We start from the raw sequence: 15,002 nt of genomic DNA, 5'->3' as shown, positions 1-15,002 counted from the left end.
GTCAACTTGGACTGTTCATTCCAAGAAGGGACCACCCATGAGCCTCCAGGCCGAACTGCACGCCTTCTACACCGCCCGCCGCAAGCAGATGCCCGAAGACGTCAAGGCCGTCATGGACGCGGCCGCCGCCGGGCTCGCCGCCTCCGGACAGGCCGACAAGGCCCTGACCGTCGGCGACACCGCCCCCGGCTTCTCCCTCCCCTCGGCCGACGGCAAGACCGTCGCGCTGGACGAACTCCTTGCCGCCGGGCCGGTCGTGCTGACCTTCTACCGAGGCGCCTGGTGCCCCTACTGCAACCTGACCCTGCACGCGCTCCAGCAGCACCATGACCAGATCACCGAACGCGGCGCGCGCCTGGTCGCGGTCTCGCCGCAGATCCCGGACGAGTCGCTGACCCTGACCGAAAAGCACGCGCTGACCTTCGACGTCCTCAGCGACGTGGGCTCGGACACCGCCGCCGCCTACGGGCTGGCCTTCGAGGTGACCGAGGAACTGGCCGCGCTGTACGACAAGCTCGGTTTCGACCTGCAGCGTGTCAACGCAGGCCACCCCCGAACGCTCCCGTTGCCGGCCACCTACGTCATCGGCACCGACCACACCATCGCCTGGGCCTTCGTCGACACCGACTACACCACCCGCGCCGAGCCCGCCGAGATCCTCACCGCACTCACCGCGCTCGGTTGACCCGCTGGGTGCGGCGGACGCCGTCCGGCGGATGCCGCACCCGATCGTCCGGCGGACGGAGGCCCGGCAGGTCTTCGAGGTCGGTGACGGGCGCGGCGTGCTGGGCCGGTGAGCAGCCGGCCGTGTGGGGAGCGTGCGGCGGGGTCAGCGAACGAGGCCGAAGTTGAGCTCGTACTCGAAGGCCAGAATGATGTCCTTGACGGCGTCGGCGCCGTGGGTCCTGCGGATCGGCTTGAAGACGCCCTGGAGGCCGGCCTCACGGATGACCCAGCGGAGAGTGGCGCGGGGAACCTGGCGGCCGGCGGACAGCTCCTTGTAGACGTGGCTCGTGGTCCGCATCAGATCGGGCAGCGCGGACGCCTCGGCGCAGATCATGCGAGTCGCGTCGGTGAGAGTCATGAGGGCAGTGTATGGCTCGCCGCCGCCCCCGCCCGGCCGCTGCGGGCCCGCCCGCCGGGCGCGGAGCTCAAGCGAGATGGGTCGTAGCGTTGCGGAGCTCGACGGGCGGGACATCCCGCGACTCGGCCGCAACCGCTGCGCGAACTCGGGGCCGACGTCGTAAAGGTGGAACCCCTGGCCGGGGACCCGTTCCGGGCCACCGGCCACCACATCGACCGCGGCATGCGCAGCATCGCCCTCGACCTCGGCTCGGCCGAGGGACGGACGGCTTCCGGCGGCCGGCGGCAGGGAGCGATGTGGTGATCGACGGCATGCGGCCCGGCGTCCTGGCCAGGCTCGGCATCGACCACGCCGCTCTGCGGAACGCGAACGAGCGGATCATCACGGTCTCCCCGTCGGGGTTCGGCGACAACGTCCCGATCGCGAACACCATCGCCGTCAACGACGTCACCGCGGCCGTGGTCTCGGCCCTGACCGCCGTGCTCGCTCTGCACCACCGCACGCTGACCGGCGAGGGGCAGCGGACCTGGGACTCGCTCGCGGGGACGCCCCTCTACCTGCAGGCGAACGAGCCCGTCCGGTACAGGGGCGGCCCCGTCCGGCGACCGCGGCTTGGACCCGCGCGGGGTCGGCCCGGCCGGGGGCTTCTATGAGGCCGCCGACGGCTGGGTCTGCGTCCAGGCGCGCGGCGACGGCGCCTGCGTCGGCGCGGGGGCCGAGGGCCTGGTCGCAAAGCGCACGTGTGCGGAGGCGATCGCGGTGGCCGAGGCCGCGGGACTCCAGGCCACGCGGACACGGCCAGCGAGCGAGGTGCTGCGGGATCCGGCGCTGCGGGGCGCCGGGGCCTTCCACATCCGGACGGCCGAAGACGTCTCGGCGTTCATGGTGAATGGCAGGCACGCGGCTTTCGGGCGCACCTGGCGGCGGGCCCGATGAACCCGCCGGGGGCGGGGGAGCACCCCGAGGAGATCCTCGCCGGGCGCGGACTCGAGCGGGCCGAGATCGGCGCCTTGCTCGCCGCCGGAGTCGTCCACGCAGGAGGCCCGATGAAGATGAAAGGCGTCTGCCGACGCCGTACCGGTGAGGGGATGGAGCTATGGGGTTTCTGCCGGGAGCCGGGCGTTCTCAAGGGGCGGAGGCGGCCGTCGCGGTACCCTTCCGGGATGGATCTCAAGGACGCCACGTGCATGATCCTGAACGAGTCGGCCGACCACCCCGAACTGATGCGCCTCTCTCGCGACACCTTTGAGGAACTCGCCTCAGGACGGCAGGTCCCGTTCACGGTGCTGAGCGACATGCTGCGACTGGCGGCCCGGAAGAACGTCTTCCCCTCGCTGGTGCACAAGCACGGAGACCAAGCCTTTCAGGACATGGTCATGGCGATCGGCCGCCAGCTCGACCGGCAGGCACCGATCCACCAAGGCTGACCCCGTGCGCGGGCATGGCCATCGCCCGCTCCCGCGGCACCCTCAGAGGCCGGGCCCCAAACTGACCACCCGCCAGCAGGTCGAACTGATGCGGATGCACGGCACTGGCGACTACACCATCGCCGAACTCATGGAGGAGTTCTCCGTCGGACGGGCGACGGCGTACTGGGTCCTTGGCCGGGTTGCTGCGAGTGTCGGGGACCAGGCGTGAGCGCGTTCGACCCGGATCAGGACCTGTCCCAGGATGTCGCCTTCCGGCTCATGGCCGCCTCCTTCGTCCGCCTGTTCTGGCGCCGGGCCCTGCTGGAGGAGGCCATCGACTGGCTCCTCGAGCACGGCTACCAGGTGGTGCGCCTGGACGCCTCCACCTGGGAACGAGAGCAGGACATGCTCACCGCGATCGCCAAGGCGCTGGACTTCCCGGACCACTACGGCCGCAACCTGGACGCCCTCAACGACTGCCTCAGCGACGTCGCCGCCTTCGAGTACGGAGCCCGCCGCGTCGCCACTGGACTGGTCGTCGCCTTCACCGGCTACGACCGGTTCACCGCCCGCTGCCCGCGCGCCGCTCAGATCGTCCTGGACATCATCGCCGACCAGGCCCGGGGCGCGATCCACCGCGATCCCGCGCGTCCCTGGAGCGTCGCGGGCCTGGGCGAACACGCCGGACTGTCGCGGGCCGCCTTCTCCCGCCGTTTCACGGCGCTCGTGGGTCGGCCCCCGCTGACCTACCTGACCTGGTGGCGGTTGACGACCGCGATGCGGCTGCTGCGCGACTCTGACGCTCCGTTGGGCGTCGTGGCAGAACAGGTGGGATACGGCTCGGAGTTCGCCTTCGCCAACGCGTTCAAACGCGAGTTCAACATCGCGCCCGGACGGTACCGGCGCAACAGCCGCTCTCCTGGCCGACCGAACCCGGTGGACTCCGATCTCGCCTCCCCTTGACGAAGAAGGACGCGGGGCTCGACAGCAGCGCTGTCGCCCGCAGGAGGAACGTTCTGGTGCCTTGAGAACCGCTGGACAATCTGCGCGTCGGCAACGCCCTCGTCGTGCCGAATTCGTACACCTGCCCGTATGTAGGGCCAGGGGTGTGGTCGACGAAGGCCATGCCGCCGTCCTTGGGTTCGGCGAACACCAGCCACTGTGAGCAACTCCAGACCGCTGTCGTCGGCGCAGAGCCGTTCGGCGGCGTGGCTGATGGCGCGTTCGAGCTCCGGGGCGGGCGGCGATGCGGGTGGAGACCTTCTCTGAGAAGACGCGGGACACGCCGACCGTCTTCAGAGCGTCGGGCTGGCTGTCGAGGGACCGGTGGGCTGCGGAGGCCTTCAGGCGCAGGAAGGCGTCCTCGGGGTCACTCACCCAGAAGTCGTTTCATGAGTCGACTTGAAAAACACCCAGAATTGAAACGCGGTGTGAAACGATTCCGTCCCGGGTGTCCCTGGTCGGCATCTCGCGCCGGAGCCGGGTTTGTGGGTCTCATAGGTGACCACCTATGAGACACGGCGTTGTCGTCGTTGGCCCTCCACAAGGCTCACCCAGGTAACAGGCTCGCGATTGCCGTGAGTGGAGAAACATGGAGCATGGCACCCGTCAAGATCTCCTTGGCCGGCTGGTCGAGGAGATCAGGGCAGCTACCACCCCCCACCCGCTGCGCGTCGCCGTCGACGGATCTCCCGGCGCCGGCAAGACCACGCTGGCCGACGAACTCGGCATCGCCCTGCGCGCGCAGGGCCGCGACGTCATTCGGGCGACCATCGACGACTTCCTCGTTCCCCGGGCACAGCGCTATCGACGCGGCCGGTTCTCGGCGGAAGGCTGCTACTTCGACGCTCACGACCACGAAGCGCTGCGCCAGGTCCTGCTTGATCCGCTGGGCCCAGGTGGAGACCGCAGATTCCAGCTCACGGTCTACGACCACGAAACCGACAGCCCGCTGTCCCCGCCGATCACGGCCGCCGCCGAAGACGCCGTACTCCTCTTCGACGGAGTCTTCCTTCTGCGGCCAGAACTCATCGACCGATGGGACCTGCGGATCTTCGTGTCCGTCGACTTCGAGCAGACCATAGATCGCGCCCTGTCCCGCAGCATGGCGTCGGCCGGATCGGCCGACGCCGCGGAGATCGAACGGTCCTGGCGCCACCGCTACATCCCGTCCCAACAGCTCTACTTCGCGACAGCCCGCCCGACCGATCACGCTGACATCGTCGTGTACAACGATCAGCTCCACGAGCCGACCTGGGACATCCGACCCCCGCATCGGCCGGAACGACCGGGGACCGGCATGAACTGAGAGACCATCGAGGGCGCGGTCACCTCCGCTCTGCGCTACGGCGGTGGAGCTGCGCTGTATGTCTCCCAGCCCGGCACCGCCAGCTTCGACCGACGCCGCGCCCCCTACGGCCGCGACCAGCACGCCCTGTTCGGCGACTCCGACGAGCATGAGGAGATGCCCATGGAACAACTGTTCCGCCGCGACGAGCCCTACGGGCCGTTTCCACCCGCACCATGACGGGCCGACCGCTCGTCGGATTGCCGCCGGCCGGAGCCGCTTCCACCAGGCGTAGGAGTCATAGCGCCCTGCGGCTCCTGGCTCAGGAGCCGCAGGGTGCGGGGCGGGCAGCAAGGCGCCGCTGTTGGCGCGTCTGGGCGAGCCGCGGCGTACGGCGACGCTGGTGGCGGTGACCCGCAGCCTGGAGGCCGAGGCCATCGACGACGCACTCGACTTGTTCGCGCTGCTGATGGCCACCCGGATGATCAACCCGGCGCGGCGCAAGTCGGGGACTGACCGGTTGGCGATGCTGCCCAGGTTGGAGAAGGCCTCCAGGGTGCTGTCGCGGGCGGGCCGGGTACTGGTGGAACAACTCGACCTGGTCGCCGAGACCAACGCCGATCTGGACCCGGCGGCGTTGTGGGCGGCGGTCGCGCAGGAGGCCGGCGCGACCAAACAGCAGGTCCTGGCGGCGCTGGAGTCGGTGGAGGAACTTGTCCCCGACGATGACGGCGCCGCCGAGGCCGCGATGCGCTCGGCGCTGGTCGACAAGTACAACACCGTCCGGCCGTTCCTGAAGCTGCTGGGCGAGTCGAGGTCGCTGGGCGCGGCGGCCGGTGGGGTGCGGGTGCTGGCCGCGGTGCGGCGGCTGCCGGAGCTGGCACGCCGGCAGGTGTCACGCAAGCCGCTGCTGCCGGGGGAGATCGACGTCTCGCTGGTGACACCGGCGTGGAAGCGGGCGGTGTACTCCAATAAGGATCTTCCGCAGGGCGCCGTGGACCGCTACGCCTATGTGGTGCGCGTGCTCGAGGCGCTGTTGCGGGCGCTGTCGGTGCGGGATGTGTTCGCTACCCCGTCGCTGCGGTGGGCCGACCCTCGCTCGCACCTGCTGGACGGCCGGGTGTGGGAGGCGGTCCGGCCGGACGTGCTGGCCTCGCTGTCGCTGACCGACCCGGTGCAGGAGCACCTGGACGGCAAGCTGCTGGCGCTGGATGCGGCGTGGAAGCAGATGGCCGCCCGGTTGGAAGAGGCCGGCGAGGACGCCCGGGTCCGGGTGGTGACACCGGCCGACGGGCGGGCCCGGTTGTCGGTGGACAAGCCCGGCACGGTCGGCGAGCCGGGGTCCCTGGCCTGGCTGCGGGGAGCGTGTCAGGCGATGCTGCCGCGCATCGAGCTGCCCGAACTGCTGCTGGAGGTGCACTCCTGGACCGGGTTCCTGGACGCCTACGTGCACCCGGTCGACATCTCCACCCGGATAAGACCAGTTGGCCGCGCTCGGCCTAGTCGTCAACGCCGTCGCGCTGTGGAACAGCCGCTATCTGTCGCAGATCGTCGACCAGTTGCGCGCCCAGGGCATCCCGGTCGCCGGCGAGGACGTCGCCCGCCTGTCCCCGCTCGGCCACACCCACCTCAACTGCCTGGGCCGCTACGTCATCGCCTCCTCCACCCCTGACCAGGGGCTGCGCGAACTCGGCCCGATGCCCGAGCCGCCCGCCGGCGACGGGGGTGTGTAGGGCCTGGCGTCGGTGCGCTTCCTGGCGGCGGGGAGTGAGCAGAATGTGCCCGGAGTCTTGCTTTCGGGGGTCAGCCCCGCAGAGTGGAGATGGCCTTCTCGATACGCCGCCGGCGCGTCTCGGGCTTCTTCGCACTCTCGATTGCACGCACGTGCTCGCGCTTGTGGCTGTATGCAAGGTTGTCGTAGGCGGCGCGGGCGACGGGGTCGTCGTCCAGAGCCTGGGCGAAGTCCGCAGGCTCGACCACGACGCGCGGCTCGGTGTCGAGCTCCAGCTCGACCTCGACCTCCTCGCCGATTGCGACACCGGCGGCCTGCCGGTTGGCATTGCTGAGGCCGAGCAAGTGGCGGCCGCGCAGGAGGGCGACCCGGCTCCTCCAGGAATGCCCGTTGACTGTGATCGTCACCGGCGGCCGCGCGCCCCCGCCGAGCGCTGCCACCACCTCGGACGGAACTTCCAGACCCCGCATGGGCTCAGGTGGCTCAACGTAGGCCCGAAACTTCATGATCTTCTCCTGTTCGTCCTGCCGGTTCACTGCGGATCCCGCCCGCCCGGCTCCGATCGCCGCTCCCGCTTCCCGCACGCGGGGTCACAGCCGTCCGGGACGGCAGCGGCACGCGCCCCGCCGTCCCGGACGGCTGTGAGAGAAGGATCGCGGCTACTCCGCGTAGGGCTGGTCGGTTGCCTGGGCGCTGTAGCCCAGACTCCAGATGTAGCCGTCCGGGTCGGCGAAGGTGCCGCCGTACCCGCCCCACGGCAGAGCGCCGGCGGGCTTGAGGACCGTGGCGCCGGCCTTCTCGGCCTCCGCCATGATCTCATCGACCCGCGCCTCACTGCGGACGACGTAGGTCAGAACCAGTCCGCTGAAGCCACTGCCTTCCTGGTCCGTGCCCACCTGAGCGGCCAAGCCTTCGCGGCTGTAGAAGCCGACGGGTGAGGCGCCGTCCGATTCGAAGAACACCGAGATGCCGAAGTCGCTCTGGATCTTCCAGCCGAGCCCCTCGGTGTAGAACCGCTTGGCCCGGTCCATGTCCCGGACGCCAAGAAGGATCGAGCTGACGTGTGCCTTCATGTCTTGCTCCCTATACATAGATGGTTATGTGGTGCATGGGTGGTTATGTGCCCGACCGGGCATCCAGGCAGGGCCCGGACGCCACCCCGGTGGGGCCCGCCTGTCCCCGGCCTTCGTCACACGAGCCGAGGAAGATCGCCCAACCTGCACCCCGAGCGGCTGGCCAGCTCAAGGGCCTACCCCTCGTTGCCTCCGGTGATCAACACCACTGGTCATGATCGTTCCTTTCGTAGATGCCAGCGGTCGAGGGCCAGATAGGCGGGTCGCCACTGGTGCTGGTAGGCCTGGCGCGCAGGTTCGGTGAGTTGCGCCAGCATCGCGGCGACGGCCTGGTCGCTCGCGCCGTCCAGGAGCCACGGCAGGATTCTGGGGGCGTCGGCGCCGATCCGCTGGGCGTGGATCTGCCCGAAGCGCGTCCACTGCTCCTGGGTGGCGGCCGCCTGAATCAGCGGAAGCGCCTGATCCTCCTCGTGCCTGAGGTGTCCGGTGAGGCCGGTGACCAGGGAATCGGTGAGATCCCCGAGCCGGTCCAGCCCGTCCTCGGGCCCGGCCAGTGCCTCATCGATCGCCTCGATGACCTGGTCGATGGCGGCGTGTTCTACCTCCATCGCCTCCAGCAGCGTCAGGTCGGCCGGCCGGTCGGCCAGGATCTGGCGCAGTACGGGCCACAGTGCGTCATCCTCGGCGGTGTGGTGGACGTGCAGGCAGGTCTTGAACAGCTCCCAGCCGGCGGCGGTGCGCAGGACGGCGCACGGGTCGACGCCGACCCGGGTGGTGACCTTGGCCAGGTGCTCGGCTTCCCGGCGCAGCGCGTCGTGCATCGCGCACATCGCCGTCATGTCGAGCGTGCTACTCATGGGCCACCCCTTCCACCTGTGGTTTTGGACGTCTCCCACTCTGGAGTGGTGACGTGCCCGCATCAACGTGGGATTCCGCGTGATCCGATAACTTGGGGCTTATAGCTCAGATAGGAACAAGGTGGAACTTAGGGACATCGAGATCTTTCTGACCCTGGCCGAGGAGCTGCACTTCGGCCGGACGGCCGCCCGGCTCTACGTGTCCCAGGCGCGGGTCAGCCAGGCGATCAGCCAGCAGGAACGCCGTATCGGAACCCCGTTGTTCGACCGCTCCAACCGCCGCCAGGTCCGCCTGACCCCGGTCGGACAGCAGTTGCGTGACGACCTGCTCCCGGTCTACGCGGGCCTGCGCGAAAGCCTCGAACGCGCCCGGATGGCATCCCGCGGTATCAACGCGCGGCTACGGGTGGGCATGCTGCCCTTCAACGTCCACGACCTGCATCCCTACTGGCGGGCCTTCCGCGACCGGCACCCGCACTGGGAACTGCAGCTGCGCCGCGCTCCCTTCATCGACCCGTTCGCCAGGCTCCGCTCCGGCGACCTGGACGTACTGATCGCCTGGCTCCCCGTGGAAGAACCCGATCTGACAGTGGGCCCGGTCCTGTTCACCGACCCACGGGTACTCGCCGTCTCCGCCGAGCACGAACTGGCCGACCGGCCCTCCGTACCCCTGGAAGCGCTCGCGGACTTCCCGCACGGCACCGCCCCCCACATGCCGGACTACTGGGAGGGCAGCTACCTGCCCTTCCACACCCCGCGCGGTCAGACAATCGAACGGATCGAACCCATCGCCAACGCCGACGAGCTGATCCACCTGGTCAGCACCGGCGAGATCGTCCACAACTTCCCCGCCCACATCACCCGATACTGGGCAATGCCGCACCTGCGGTGGCTCCCCATGCCGGACATGCCACACCTGACCTATGCCCTGGTCTGGCACACCGAGGCCGAAACCGACCTGATCCGAGCCCTCGCCCAGACGATCCACGACCTCGGCCCCACCAACGGCTGACCGGCACCAGGCGACCCCGCTCGCGGTCACAGCACGTGACCCGTGGATCGCGCCCGCGTTTGACAGACGGTCACGTCGCGACCACCGCGTGCGGATGGGGTTCTGCGGGTGGTCTCCGGCCAGAAGTCGCCCGCATCTCCTCGGCGAGCTCCAGCGGCGGGCTCTCCTCCTGATCGCGGAGGGAGATCTCGGAAGGGGTCGTGTCCCCTGCCTCCCGCACCACGCCCAGAAAAAGCCCAGTCCCATGCCCGGAAAGTACCCAGGATAGTTCTTGCCGAGGGGGCGTAATCGTTCGACTCCGCCCCCACAGCCGGATCCAATCAAGACCCGTCTCCGACCTGCGGCGACGGCCCACCGATCCAATCGGATCCGATCCATACTTCCGCCCCTCCTTTTCGCCCCCGAAAATCGCTGCGGGCGCCCGTCAGAGGCAGTCCAGCCGACCGGACAGTGGGGACACGATGGACCGCCTCTACCTGCGGCACTCCACCGACAAGCAGACCGACGCCCGCCAGCGGCACGCCCTGTCCGCCCTGCTCGCCTCCGGCGCACCAGCCGAGCGCAAGGCCCACCGGGTTTACGCCACCCGCATCAAAACCGCCGAGCAGCCACCCGGCAACTGACCAGCACGCACCACGCCAGACCCCACCAAGATCATTCTCGGTGCCAACGGCTGTCCGCAGGTTCCTCAACCCCGAGGTCCTGGAGGGATCGGCCGTAGCGGTCCAGGGCGGGGAGGACCAGGTTGTGCCCGGCGTTCAGGAGCGCGTGGCAGGCATCCAGCCCAGGCCGATCGGCGGTCCTGCCGCACTGGGGTCGGCGAAGACCCGGCGGCACCGGGCGGCGGTGAGGACGACGATCGGCTCCTACGCGGGACGCGAGGCGGCGAAGGCCGCGCAGAGCGCGGGGACGGCCACGCCGATCGGCTCCCTGATCACCTCGGTGGCCAGATCGTCGTACGGCGTCGGGTCCCGGTTGATGATCACGAGGGTGGCCCCGGCCTCGACGGCGACGCGGCACAGCGCGGCAGCGGGCTCGACCAGCAGCGAACTGCCGATCGCGACGAAAAGCTGCGCCGCCCAGGCTATGGCGGCGGCCTTGCCGAGCAGGTCCTGGTCGAGGACCTGCCCGAACAGGACGATCGACGGCTGGAGGATCCCGCCGCACCGGGCGCAGGCCGGGTCGTCCTCGCCTCGGTGGAGGACCTCCCGGGTCGGAGTCCTGGCGGCGCACCGGGTGCAGGTGGTGGAGGCCATCGACCCGTGCAGTTCGAGGACCTTGCGCGGTGTGGACCCGGCCCGCTGGTGCAGGCCGTCGACGTTCTGGGTGAGGATCCGCAAGGACAGGCCGGTGGACTCCAGCCGGGCCAGCGCCAGGTGGGCGGCGTTGGGTTCGGCGTCGTGTCCCTCCAGCGCCGGCAGTGCGGCCCAGAACCGGCGGCGCACGCCGGTGTCGGCGAGGAAGTCCTGGCGGTTGAACAAGCCCAGCAGCTCGGGGTCCTTGGTCCACACGCCGTTGGGGCCTCGGTAGTCGGGGATGCCGGAGTCGGTGCTGATCCCGGCGCCGGTGAGCACCGCGATCCTCGAGACGCCACGCCCCCAGTCGGGAAGATCCATGCCGCGACGGTAGGGGGCCGCCAGGGCCGGTCGCGACCGGTTTTCGGCAGACGACCGATCGGCGGACCGTCCTCGGGACGGTCAGACCGTGGGGGAGCGTCTCGTCCGAGCCGGGTACCAGAGGGAGAAATGCCGCCTACCAGGTCGTGGTGGATACCTTCTGGTCGCGATCTTGAGGGTCAGGTGCAGGGCCCGGGCCACCATTGTGCCGACGTAGGCGCCATCGCCCCACACCACGGTCGACTGCGGGCGCGGCCATCGGAACGTGGCCCCCGTGCTGTTCTCGGCACACCGGTGGGAGCTGTTGGAGGGCTGGACGCGGGTCGTCAGGAGGTGCGAGCGTCGTGGTTCTCGCGGTTCGCCAGAACCTCGTCCATGTGCGTCTGCGCCCAGCTTCTGAGCCCGCGCGTCATGGAGTGGAGCGAGAGGCCGAGGTCGGTCAGCTCGTAGGTGACGGTGACAGGGACGGTCGGCGTCGCAGTACGGGTGAGCAGACCGTCGCGCTCCAGCGACCGCAGCGTTTGAGTCAGCATCTTCTGGCTGACCCCGGCCAGAAGACGAGCGATCTCGGAGTAACGCATCACCTTCGGAGTGTCTGCGTGCGCCGCACCGGTCTGGTCGGAGCTGTTGTCACCGCCCAGCGCGCACAGGATCAGGACGACCCACTTGTCCGAGATCCGGTCGAGCAACTGCCGACTGGGACATGCAGCCAGGAACGCGTTGTACTCCACCTTGGCCTGAGCCCTCTGCTGGGCCGCCTTCATCGTCGTCACTGAGCACACCTCTCACCGATGGGTGGGTTACGCACTCCAAAGTACCTACTTCCCGTCGGGAAGTTTCTCTCCAATCATGATGCGGGGACGCCGCAGGCGGCACCCTCGAGTGCACAACGAAAGGCAACGCGATGAGCACGCCCTCCCTCTCTCTTCCCGGCGGCACCTGGACTCTGGGTGACCTGACCGTCACCCGGTTCGGCTACGGTGCCATGCAACTGGCCGGCCCGCGGGTGATGGGGCCGCCCGCCGATCACGAGGGTGCCCTGGCCGTTCTGCGGGAAGCGGTCGACCTCGGTGTCACCCACATCGACACCAGCGACGCCTACGGGCCGCGGGTCACCAACGAGCTGATCCGCCAGGCGCTGCACCCCTATCCCGAGTCGCTGCACATCGTGACCAAGGTGGGCGCGACCCGCGACGCACAGGGGGGATGGCCCACGGCCCGGCGACCTGAAGATCTGCGCCGCCAGGTCCACGACAACCTCAGGTCTCTCCGGCTCGACGTACTCGACCTGGTCAACCTCCGGCTCGGCAACGCCGAAGGCCGCCGGCCCGGCTCGCTCGCCGAGGCGTTCGGGACGCTCGTCGACCTTCAGCAGCAGGGCCTGATCCGCCACCTCGGGGTCAGCAACGCCACCGAGGAGCAGGTCGCCGAGGCACAGAGCATCGCGCCGATCGTGTGCGTTCAGAACATGTACAACCTCGCCCACCGCCACGACGACACGCTCATCGACCGGCTCGCCGCCGACAGCGTCGCGTACGTGCCCTTCTTCCCCCTTGGAGGCTTCACCCCGCTTCAGTCCTCGGCGCTCTCGGCGGTCGCCGCCCGACTGGAGTCGACGCCGATGTCCGTCGCGCTGGCCTGGCTGCTGCAGCGCTCGCCGAACATCCTGCTCATTCCCGGCACGTCAGCGACGGCACACCTGCGCGAGAACATCGCCGGCGCGGGACTCGCCCTCTCCCGGGAGGACTTGGCCAAGCTGAACAACATCGGCGTCGGGTCCATGCCCACAGACTGAGCCCTACCTTCCCAGCGCTCGACGCGCCATGTCAGGCCGTCCACAATCAGTCCAGGATCACGATCAGGTCGTGGCCGTAGGCGGCGACGCTGCGGTAGGAGCGCGCGAGCCATCGCAGGTCGTCCACGGCGCGCGCGAATGTCTTGTCCTCGTCATCCTCCGCCGCGTCTTATAAACGCCACCACGTACCATCTCCTCGATCGAGAGTTCTCGGCGGACTGCAGCCTCGTCAAGAGCCTCGATCGCGGCGGCGGCCTCGATGAGAAGAGCTCGGGCAGAGCAGCGCCACGGCATGCCCTGCCCGGAGCGCGCGTGGTCGGCGAAGCGCCGATCACCGTGAATGATCCGATACGGCAGTGAACGCTCCCGCTCTCCGTAGCCGTCCAGCTGGCGGAAGACCACCAGGTCGAGCGCGTACTCGGCTCGCTCATAGCCGCGCGCGCCGGAATGCCAAGGGCCCTCGAGAGTGTCGAGGCCGCTCGGACGGTCCAACAGCATCGCCCGGTTGATCTCGGGCAAGGGCCCATCGCGGTCGTCGAAGTCGGCGCTGAAGGGCGCTTGCCGCCAGGCGGTCTCCCTCCACACCGCCGCATCACGGCGAAACGCCTGGACCGGCTCCGATATCTCTTCCGACAAGGTATGCACGCCGGGCCGGGCGGTGATCGGGACGCTGGCGTGCGGCGACTGCGCGCTGCGCGACAACGACTTCGTCTGCCTCGGGCCGGGTGGAGGTTTCGTGACCGGGTCACATCCTGGCCGTGGACGACACGGGGCGGCCAAGCGGAACGACGTAGATTCCTGGAGTCACGTCGGGCTGGCCGGGACGCACGTCTCTATGATCACCGAGTACTCGCGGTCGGGACTGCTGTAGGGGGCCGAGGAGTATCTGCGCCACACAGCTCAGCGTTCGAGCATCGACCACGCGGTGGCGCGGCGGGTCCGGCCGCGCTCGCAGAATGGGACACCCGACCCGGCAGCTCCCATTAGGAGGCTCGCCAGCCGTGGAGGCTGATGTCGCCGGGGCTGGTCAAGGTGGCGCGGATGCCTTGGCGGACGTAGCCGACGGTGTTGCCGGGCAGCTCGTCGGGTTTCGCCCATTGGAGGTCGCTGCAGCGGTCGGGTTCGGCGTTGACGACGTCGCCGTTCCATCAGCTGGCGGTGAAGAAGACGCCGATGCGTTGTTGGCCGTTCGGGTCGGCGTGGTGGCAGAGGTGGCTGAAGGCCAGGTCGTCGGGGTCGATGTGGATGCCGACCTCTTCGAGGGCTTCGCGCGCGGCTGCGTGTGGGAGGGGTTCTCCGTGGTCGAGTCGGCCGCCGGGGACCGACCAGTGTCCGTCGGCGAATCCGGTGTTGGCCCGTTGGAGGAGCAGGACCTGGCCGTCGGGGTCGGTGAGGACGAGGTGGACGCCGACTCCTGGCCGGTAGTCCTCGGTGCGGGCCATGTTCGCTCCCGGCGGTCGGTGGTGGCCTCAAGGGGCCACAGTATCCAGACCGCCGGGTCTGCCTGTGGTTTCCCGGGAACGACGCGAGGCGTTCCCGGGTGCTGGTCAGGCGGCTTTGGTGATGGCGGAGGCCAGGGCGGTGATGTGGTCGGTGAGCTTGTCCGGGGTGCGTCCGTCGGTGTGCAGGTGGTAGGCGGTCGGGTCGGTCGCGGCGATCTGGTCGTAGTGGTCGCACAGCCGGTCCAGGAGCCGCTGGTCGGCGATGAGGTCTCGGTCGCTTTGGGTCTGGTCGGGCTTGTCGCGCATCCGCGCGGCGAGTTCCGCCGGGTCGGTGTGGAGGTAGGCGGTCAGGTCCGGGGCCGTGAGGTATGCGGTGTACGGGGCGATCGCCGTGGCGGTGGTCTGGTTGTCCAGGCCGTGGGCAGCGGAGTGGTTCGCGATGACCGAGGCGATGTACCGGTCGGCGACCACGTCGCCGGTCGTGAGTGCCTGCCGGGCCAGGTCGGAGGCGTGCAGTGCCCCGGCGAGGTAGAACACCAGCGCGGGCAGTGGCTGGGCGGCGGCGTTGATGTAGGGCTGCAGGTCGCTGACCGGGGCCGGGGTGTCGGTAAGACTCGTGCAATCACGTACAAGGGGTTGAGTTAGCCCTGGTCAGCGCAGACGTCTGGGTATCGGGTGGACGCCCTGGGAGCTGA

The 15,002-nt window shown here is 69.3% G+C and carries 17 protein-coding genes and 2 pseudogenes; 10 read left to right on the top strand and 9 right to left on the bottom strand.

Features of this window, described 5'->3' with window-relative positions; translation table 11 throughout:
- The first annotated feature begins 37 nt into the window (after positions 1-37).
- Complete coding sequence (locus EBO15_RS09550) at positions 38-685, top strand: peroxiredoxin-like family protein (RefSeq protein ID WP_122193972.1); 648 nt, start codon at positions 38-40, stop codon at positions 683-685.
- Positions 686-829: 144 nt separating this feature from the next.
- Here EBO15_RS09550 and EBO15_RS09545 read toward each other — a convergent pair whose 3' ends face one another.
- Positions 830-1,084 carry a hypothetical protein gene (locus tag EBO15_RS09545; protein WP_147481434.1) on the bottom strand — a complete coding sequence of 85 codons (255 nt, stop codon included), beginning with the start codon at positions 1,082-1,084 and terminating at the stop codon, positions 830-832.
- A gap of 165 nt (positions 1,085-1,249) precedes the next feature.
- On the opposite strand from EBO15_RS09545, the pseudogene EBO15_RS09535 reads away from it, so the two are divergent.
- The 6 genes and pseudogenes from EBO15_RS09535 to EBO15_RS47255 all read left to right on the top strand — a co-directional run.
- Positions 1,250-1,737, top strand: a pseudogene (locus EBO15_RS09535) (CoA transferase).
- Positions 1,697-2,020, top strand: a complete 324-nt coding sequence (locus EBO15_RS09530; RefSeq protein ID WP_122193968.1) for a hypothetical protein — start codon at positions 1,697-1,699, stop codon at positions 2,018-2,020. Before EBO15_RS09535 ends, EBO15_RS09530 begins: the two are co-directional and overlap by 41 nt.
- A gap of 227 nt (positions 2,021-2,247) precedes the next feature.
- A complete protein-coding gene (locus tag EBO15_RS43575) occupies positions 2,248-2,511 on the top strand; it encodes a hypothetical protein (protein ID WP_147481433.1) in 264 nt (87 codons plus the stop codon).
- Positions 2,512-2,772: 261 nt separating this feature from the next.
- Positions 2,773-3,456, top strand: coding sequence for a helix-turn-helix transcriptional regulator (locus EBO15_RS47035; RefSeq protein WP_122194049.1), 684 nt, complete (start codon positions 2,773-2,775; stop codon positions 3,454-3,456).
- Between the two features lie 628 nt (positions 3,457-4,084).
- Entirely contained in the window at positions 4,085-4,801 is a 717-nt protein-coding gene (locus tag EBO15_RS09515; protein WP_122193966.1) for a cytidylate kinase family protein, read from the top strand.
- A 1,457-nt stretch (positions 4,802-6,258) separates the two neighbouring features.
- Positions 6,259-6,429, top strand: a pseudogene (locus EBO15_RS47255) (Tn3 family transposase); the annotation flags it as partial.
- Positions 6,430-6,583: 154 nt separating this feature from the next.
- Here EBO15_RS47255 and EBO15_RS09505 read toward each other — a convergent pair.
- From EBO15_RS09505 to EBO15_RS09495, 3 genes are all read right to left on the bottom strand, one after another.
- Positions 6,584-7,048, bottom strand: a complete 465-nt coding sequence (locus EBO15_RS09505) for a YdeI/OmpD-associated family protein (protein ID WP_233616077.1) — start codon at positions 7,046-7,048, stop codon at positions 6,584-6,586.
- Positions 7,049-7,171: 123 nt separating this feature from the next.
- Entirely contained in the window at positions 7,172-7,585 is a 414-nt protein-coding gene (locus EBO15_RS09500) for a VOC family protein (RefSeq protein ID WP_122193964.1), read from the bottom strand.
- Positions 7,586-7,797: 212 nt separating this feature from the next.
- Positions 7,798-8,442, bottom strand: coding sequence for a hemerythrin domain-containing protein (locus EBO15_RS09495; protein ID WP_122193963.1), 645 nt, complete (start codon positions 8,440-8,442; stop codon positions 7,798-7,800).
- 121 nt (positions 8,443-8,563) lie between these two features.
- On the opposite strand from EBO15_RS09495, the gene EBO15_RS09490 reads away from it, so the two are divergent.
- On the top strand, positions 8,564-9,454 hold the full coding sequence (locus EBO15_RS09490; RefSeq protein WP_122193962.1) for a LysR family transcriptional regulator: 891 nt from the start codon (positions 8,564-8,566) through the stop codon (positions 9,452-9,454).
- A 461-nt stretch (positions 9,455-9,915) separates the two neighbouring features.
- Positions 9,916-10,077, top strand: a complete 162-nt coding sequence (locus EBO15_RS45195) for a hypothetical protein (RefSeq protein ID WP_199744426.1) — start codon at positions 9,916-9,918, stop codon at positions 10,075-10,077.
- A 243-nt stretch (positions 10,078-10,320) separates the two neighbouring features.
- On the opposite strand, the gene EBO15_RS09475 is transcribed toward EBO15_RS45195, so the two are convergent.
- Complete coding sequence (locus EBO15_RS09475) at positions 10,321-11,070, bottom strand: SIR2 family NAD-dependent protein deacylase (RefSeq protein ID WP_122193961.1); 750 nt, start codon at positions 11,068-11,070, stop codon at positions 10,321-10,323.
- A 326-nt stretch (positions 11,071-11,396) separates the two neighbouring features.
- Positions 11,397-11,834 (bottom strand): winged helix-turn-helix transcriptional regulator, encoded by a 438-nt coding sequence (locus EBO15_RS09470; RefSeq protein WP_456047864.1) that lies wholly within the window; start codon positions 11,832-11,834, stop codon positions 11,397-11,399.
- A 140-nt stretch (positions 11,835-11,974) separates the two neighbouring features.
- Between EBO15_RS09470 and EBO15_RS09465 the strand changes: the two genes are divergently transcribed.
- Positions 11,975-12,865: an aldo/keto reductase family oxidoreductase gene (locus EBO15_RS09465; protein ID WP_122193959.1), complete on the top strand. Its 891-nt coding sequence runs from the start codon at positions 11,975-11,977 to the stop codon at positions 12,863-12,865.
- 63 nt (positions 12,866-12,928) lie between these two features.
- Here the strand turns inward: EBO15_RS09465 and EBO15_RS09460 are convergent, their stop codons facing one another.
- The 3 genes from EBO15_RS09460 to EBO15_RS09450 all read right to left on the bottom strand — a co-directional run bounded on the left by EBO15_RS09460 (position 12,929) and on the right by EBO15_RS09450 (position 14,844).
- The gene (locus EBO15_RS09460; protein ID WP_122193958.1) at positions 12,929-13,567 is read right to left on the bottom strand and encodes a hypothetical protein; all 639 of its coding nucleotides are present in this window, start codon (positions 13,565-13,567) and stop codon (positions 12,929-12,931) included.
- 446 nt (positions 13,568-14,013) lie between these two features.
- Positions 14,014-14,307 (bottom strand): NUDIX domain-containing protein, encoded by a 294-nt coding sequence (locus EBO15_RS45885; RefSeq protein WP_233616076.1) that lies wholly within the window; start codon positions 14,305-14,307, stop codon positions 14,014-14,016.
- 105 nt (positions 14,308-14,412) lie between these two features.
- The gene (locus EBO15_RS09450; RefSeq protein WP_158628169.1) at positions 14,413-14,844 is read right to left on the bottom strand and encodes a hypothetical protein; all 432 of its coding nucleotides are present in this window, start codon (positions 14,842-14,844) and stop codon (positions 14,413-14,415) included.
- Positions 14,845-15,002 lie beyond the last annotated feature (158 nt).

This window comes from Actinomadura harenae (assembly GCF_003696215.1).
Taxonomy (GTDB): domain Bacteria; phylum Actinomycetota; class Actinomycetes; order Streptosporangiales; family Streptosporangiaceae; genus Spirillospora; species Spirillospora harenae.
This window is presented reverse-complemented; position numbering and strand designations above follow the sequence as displayed.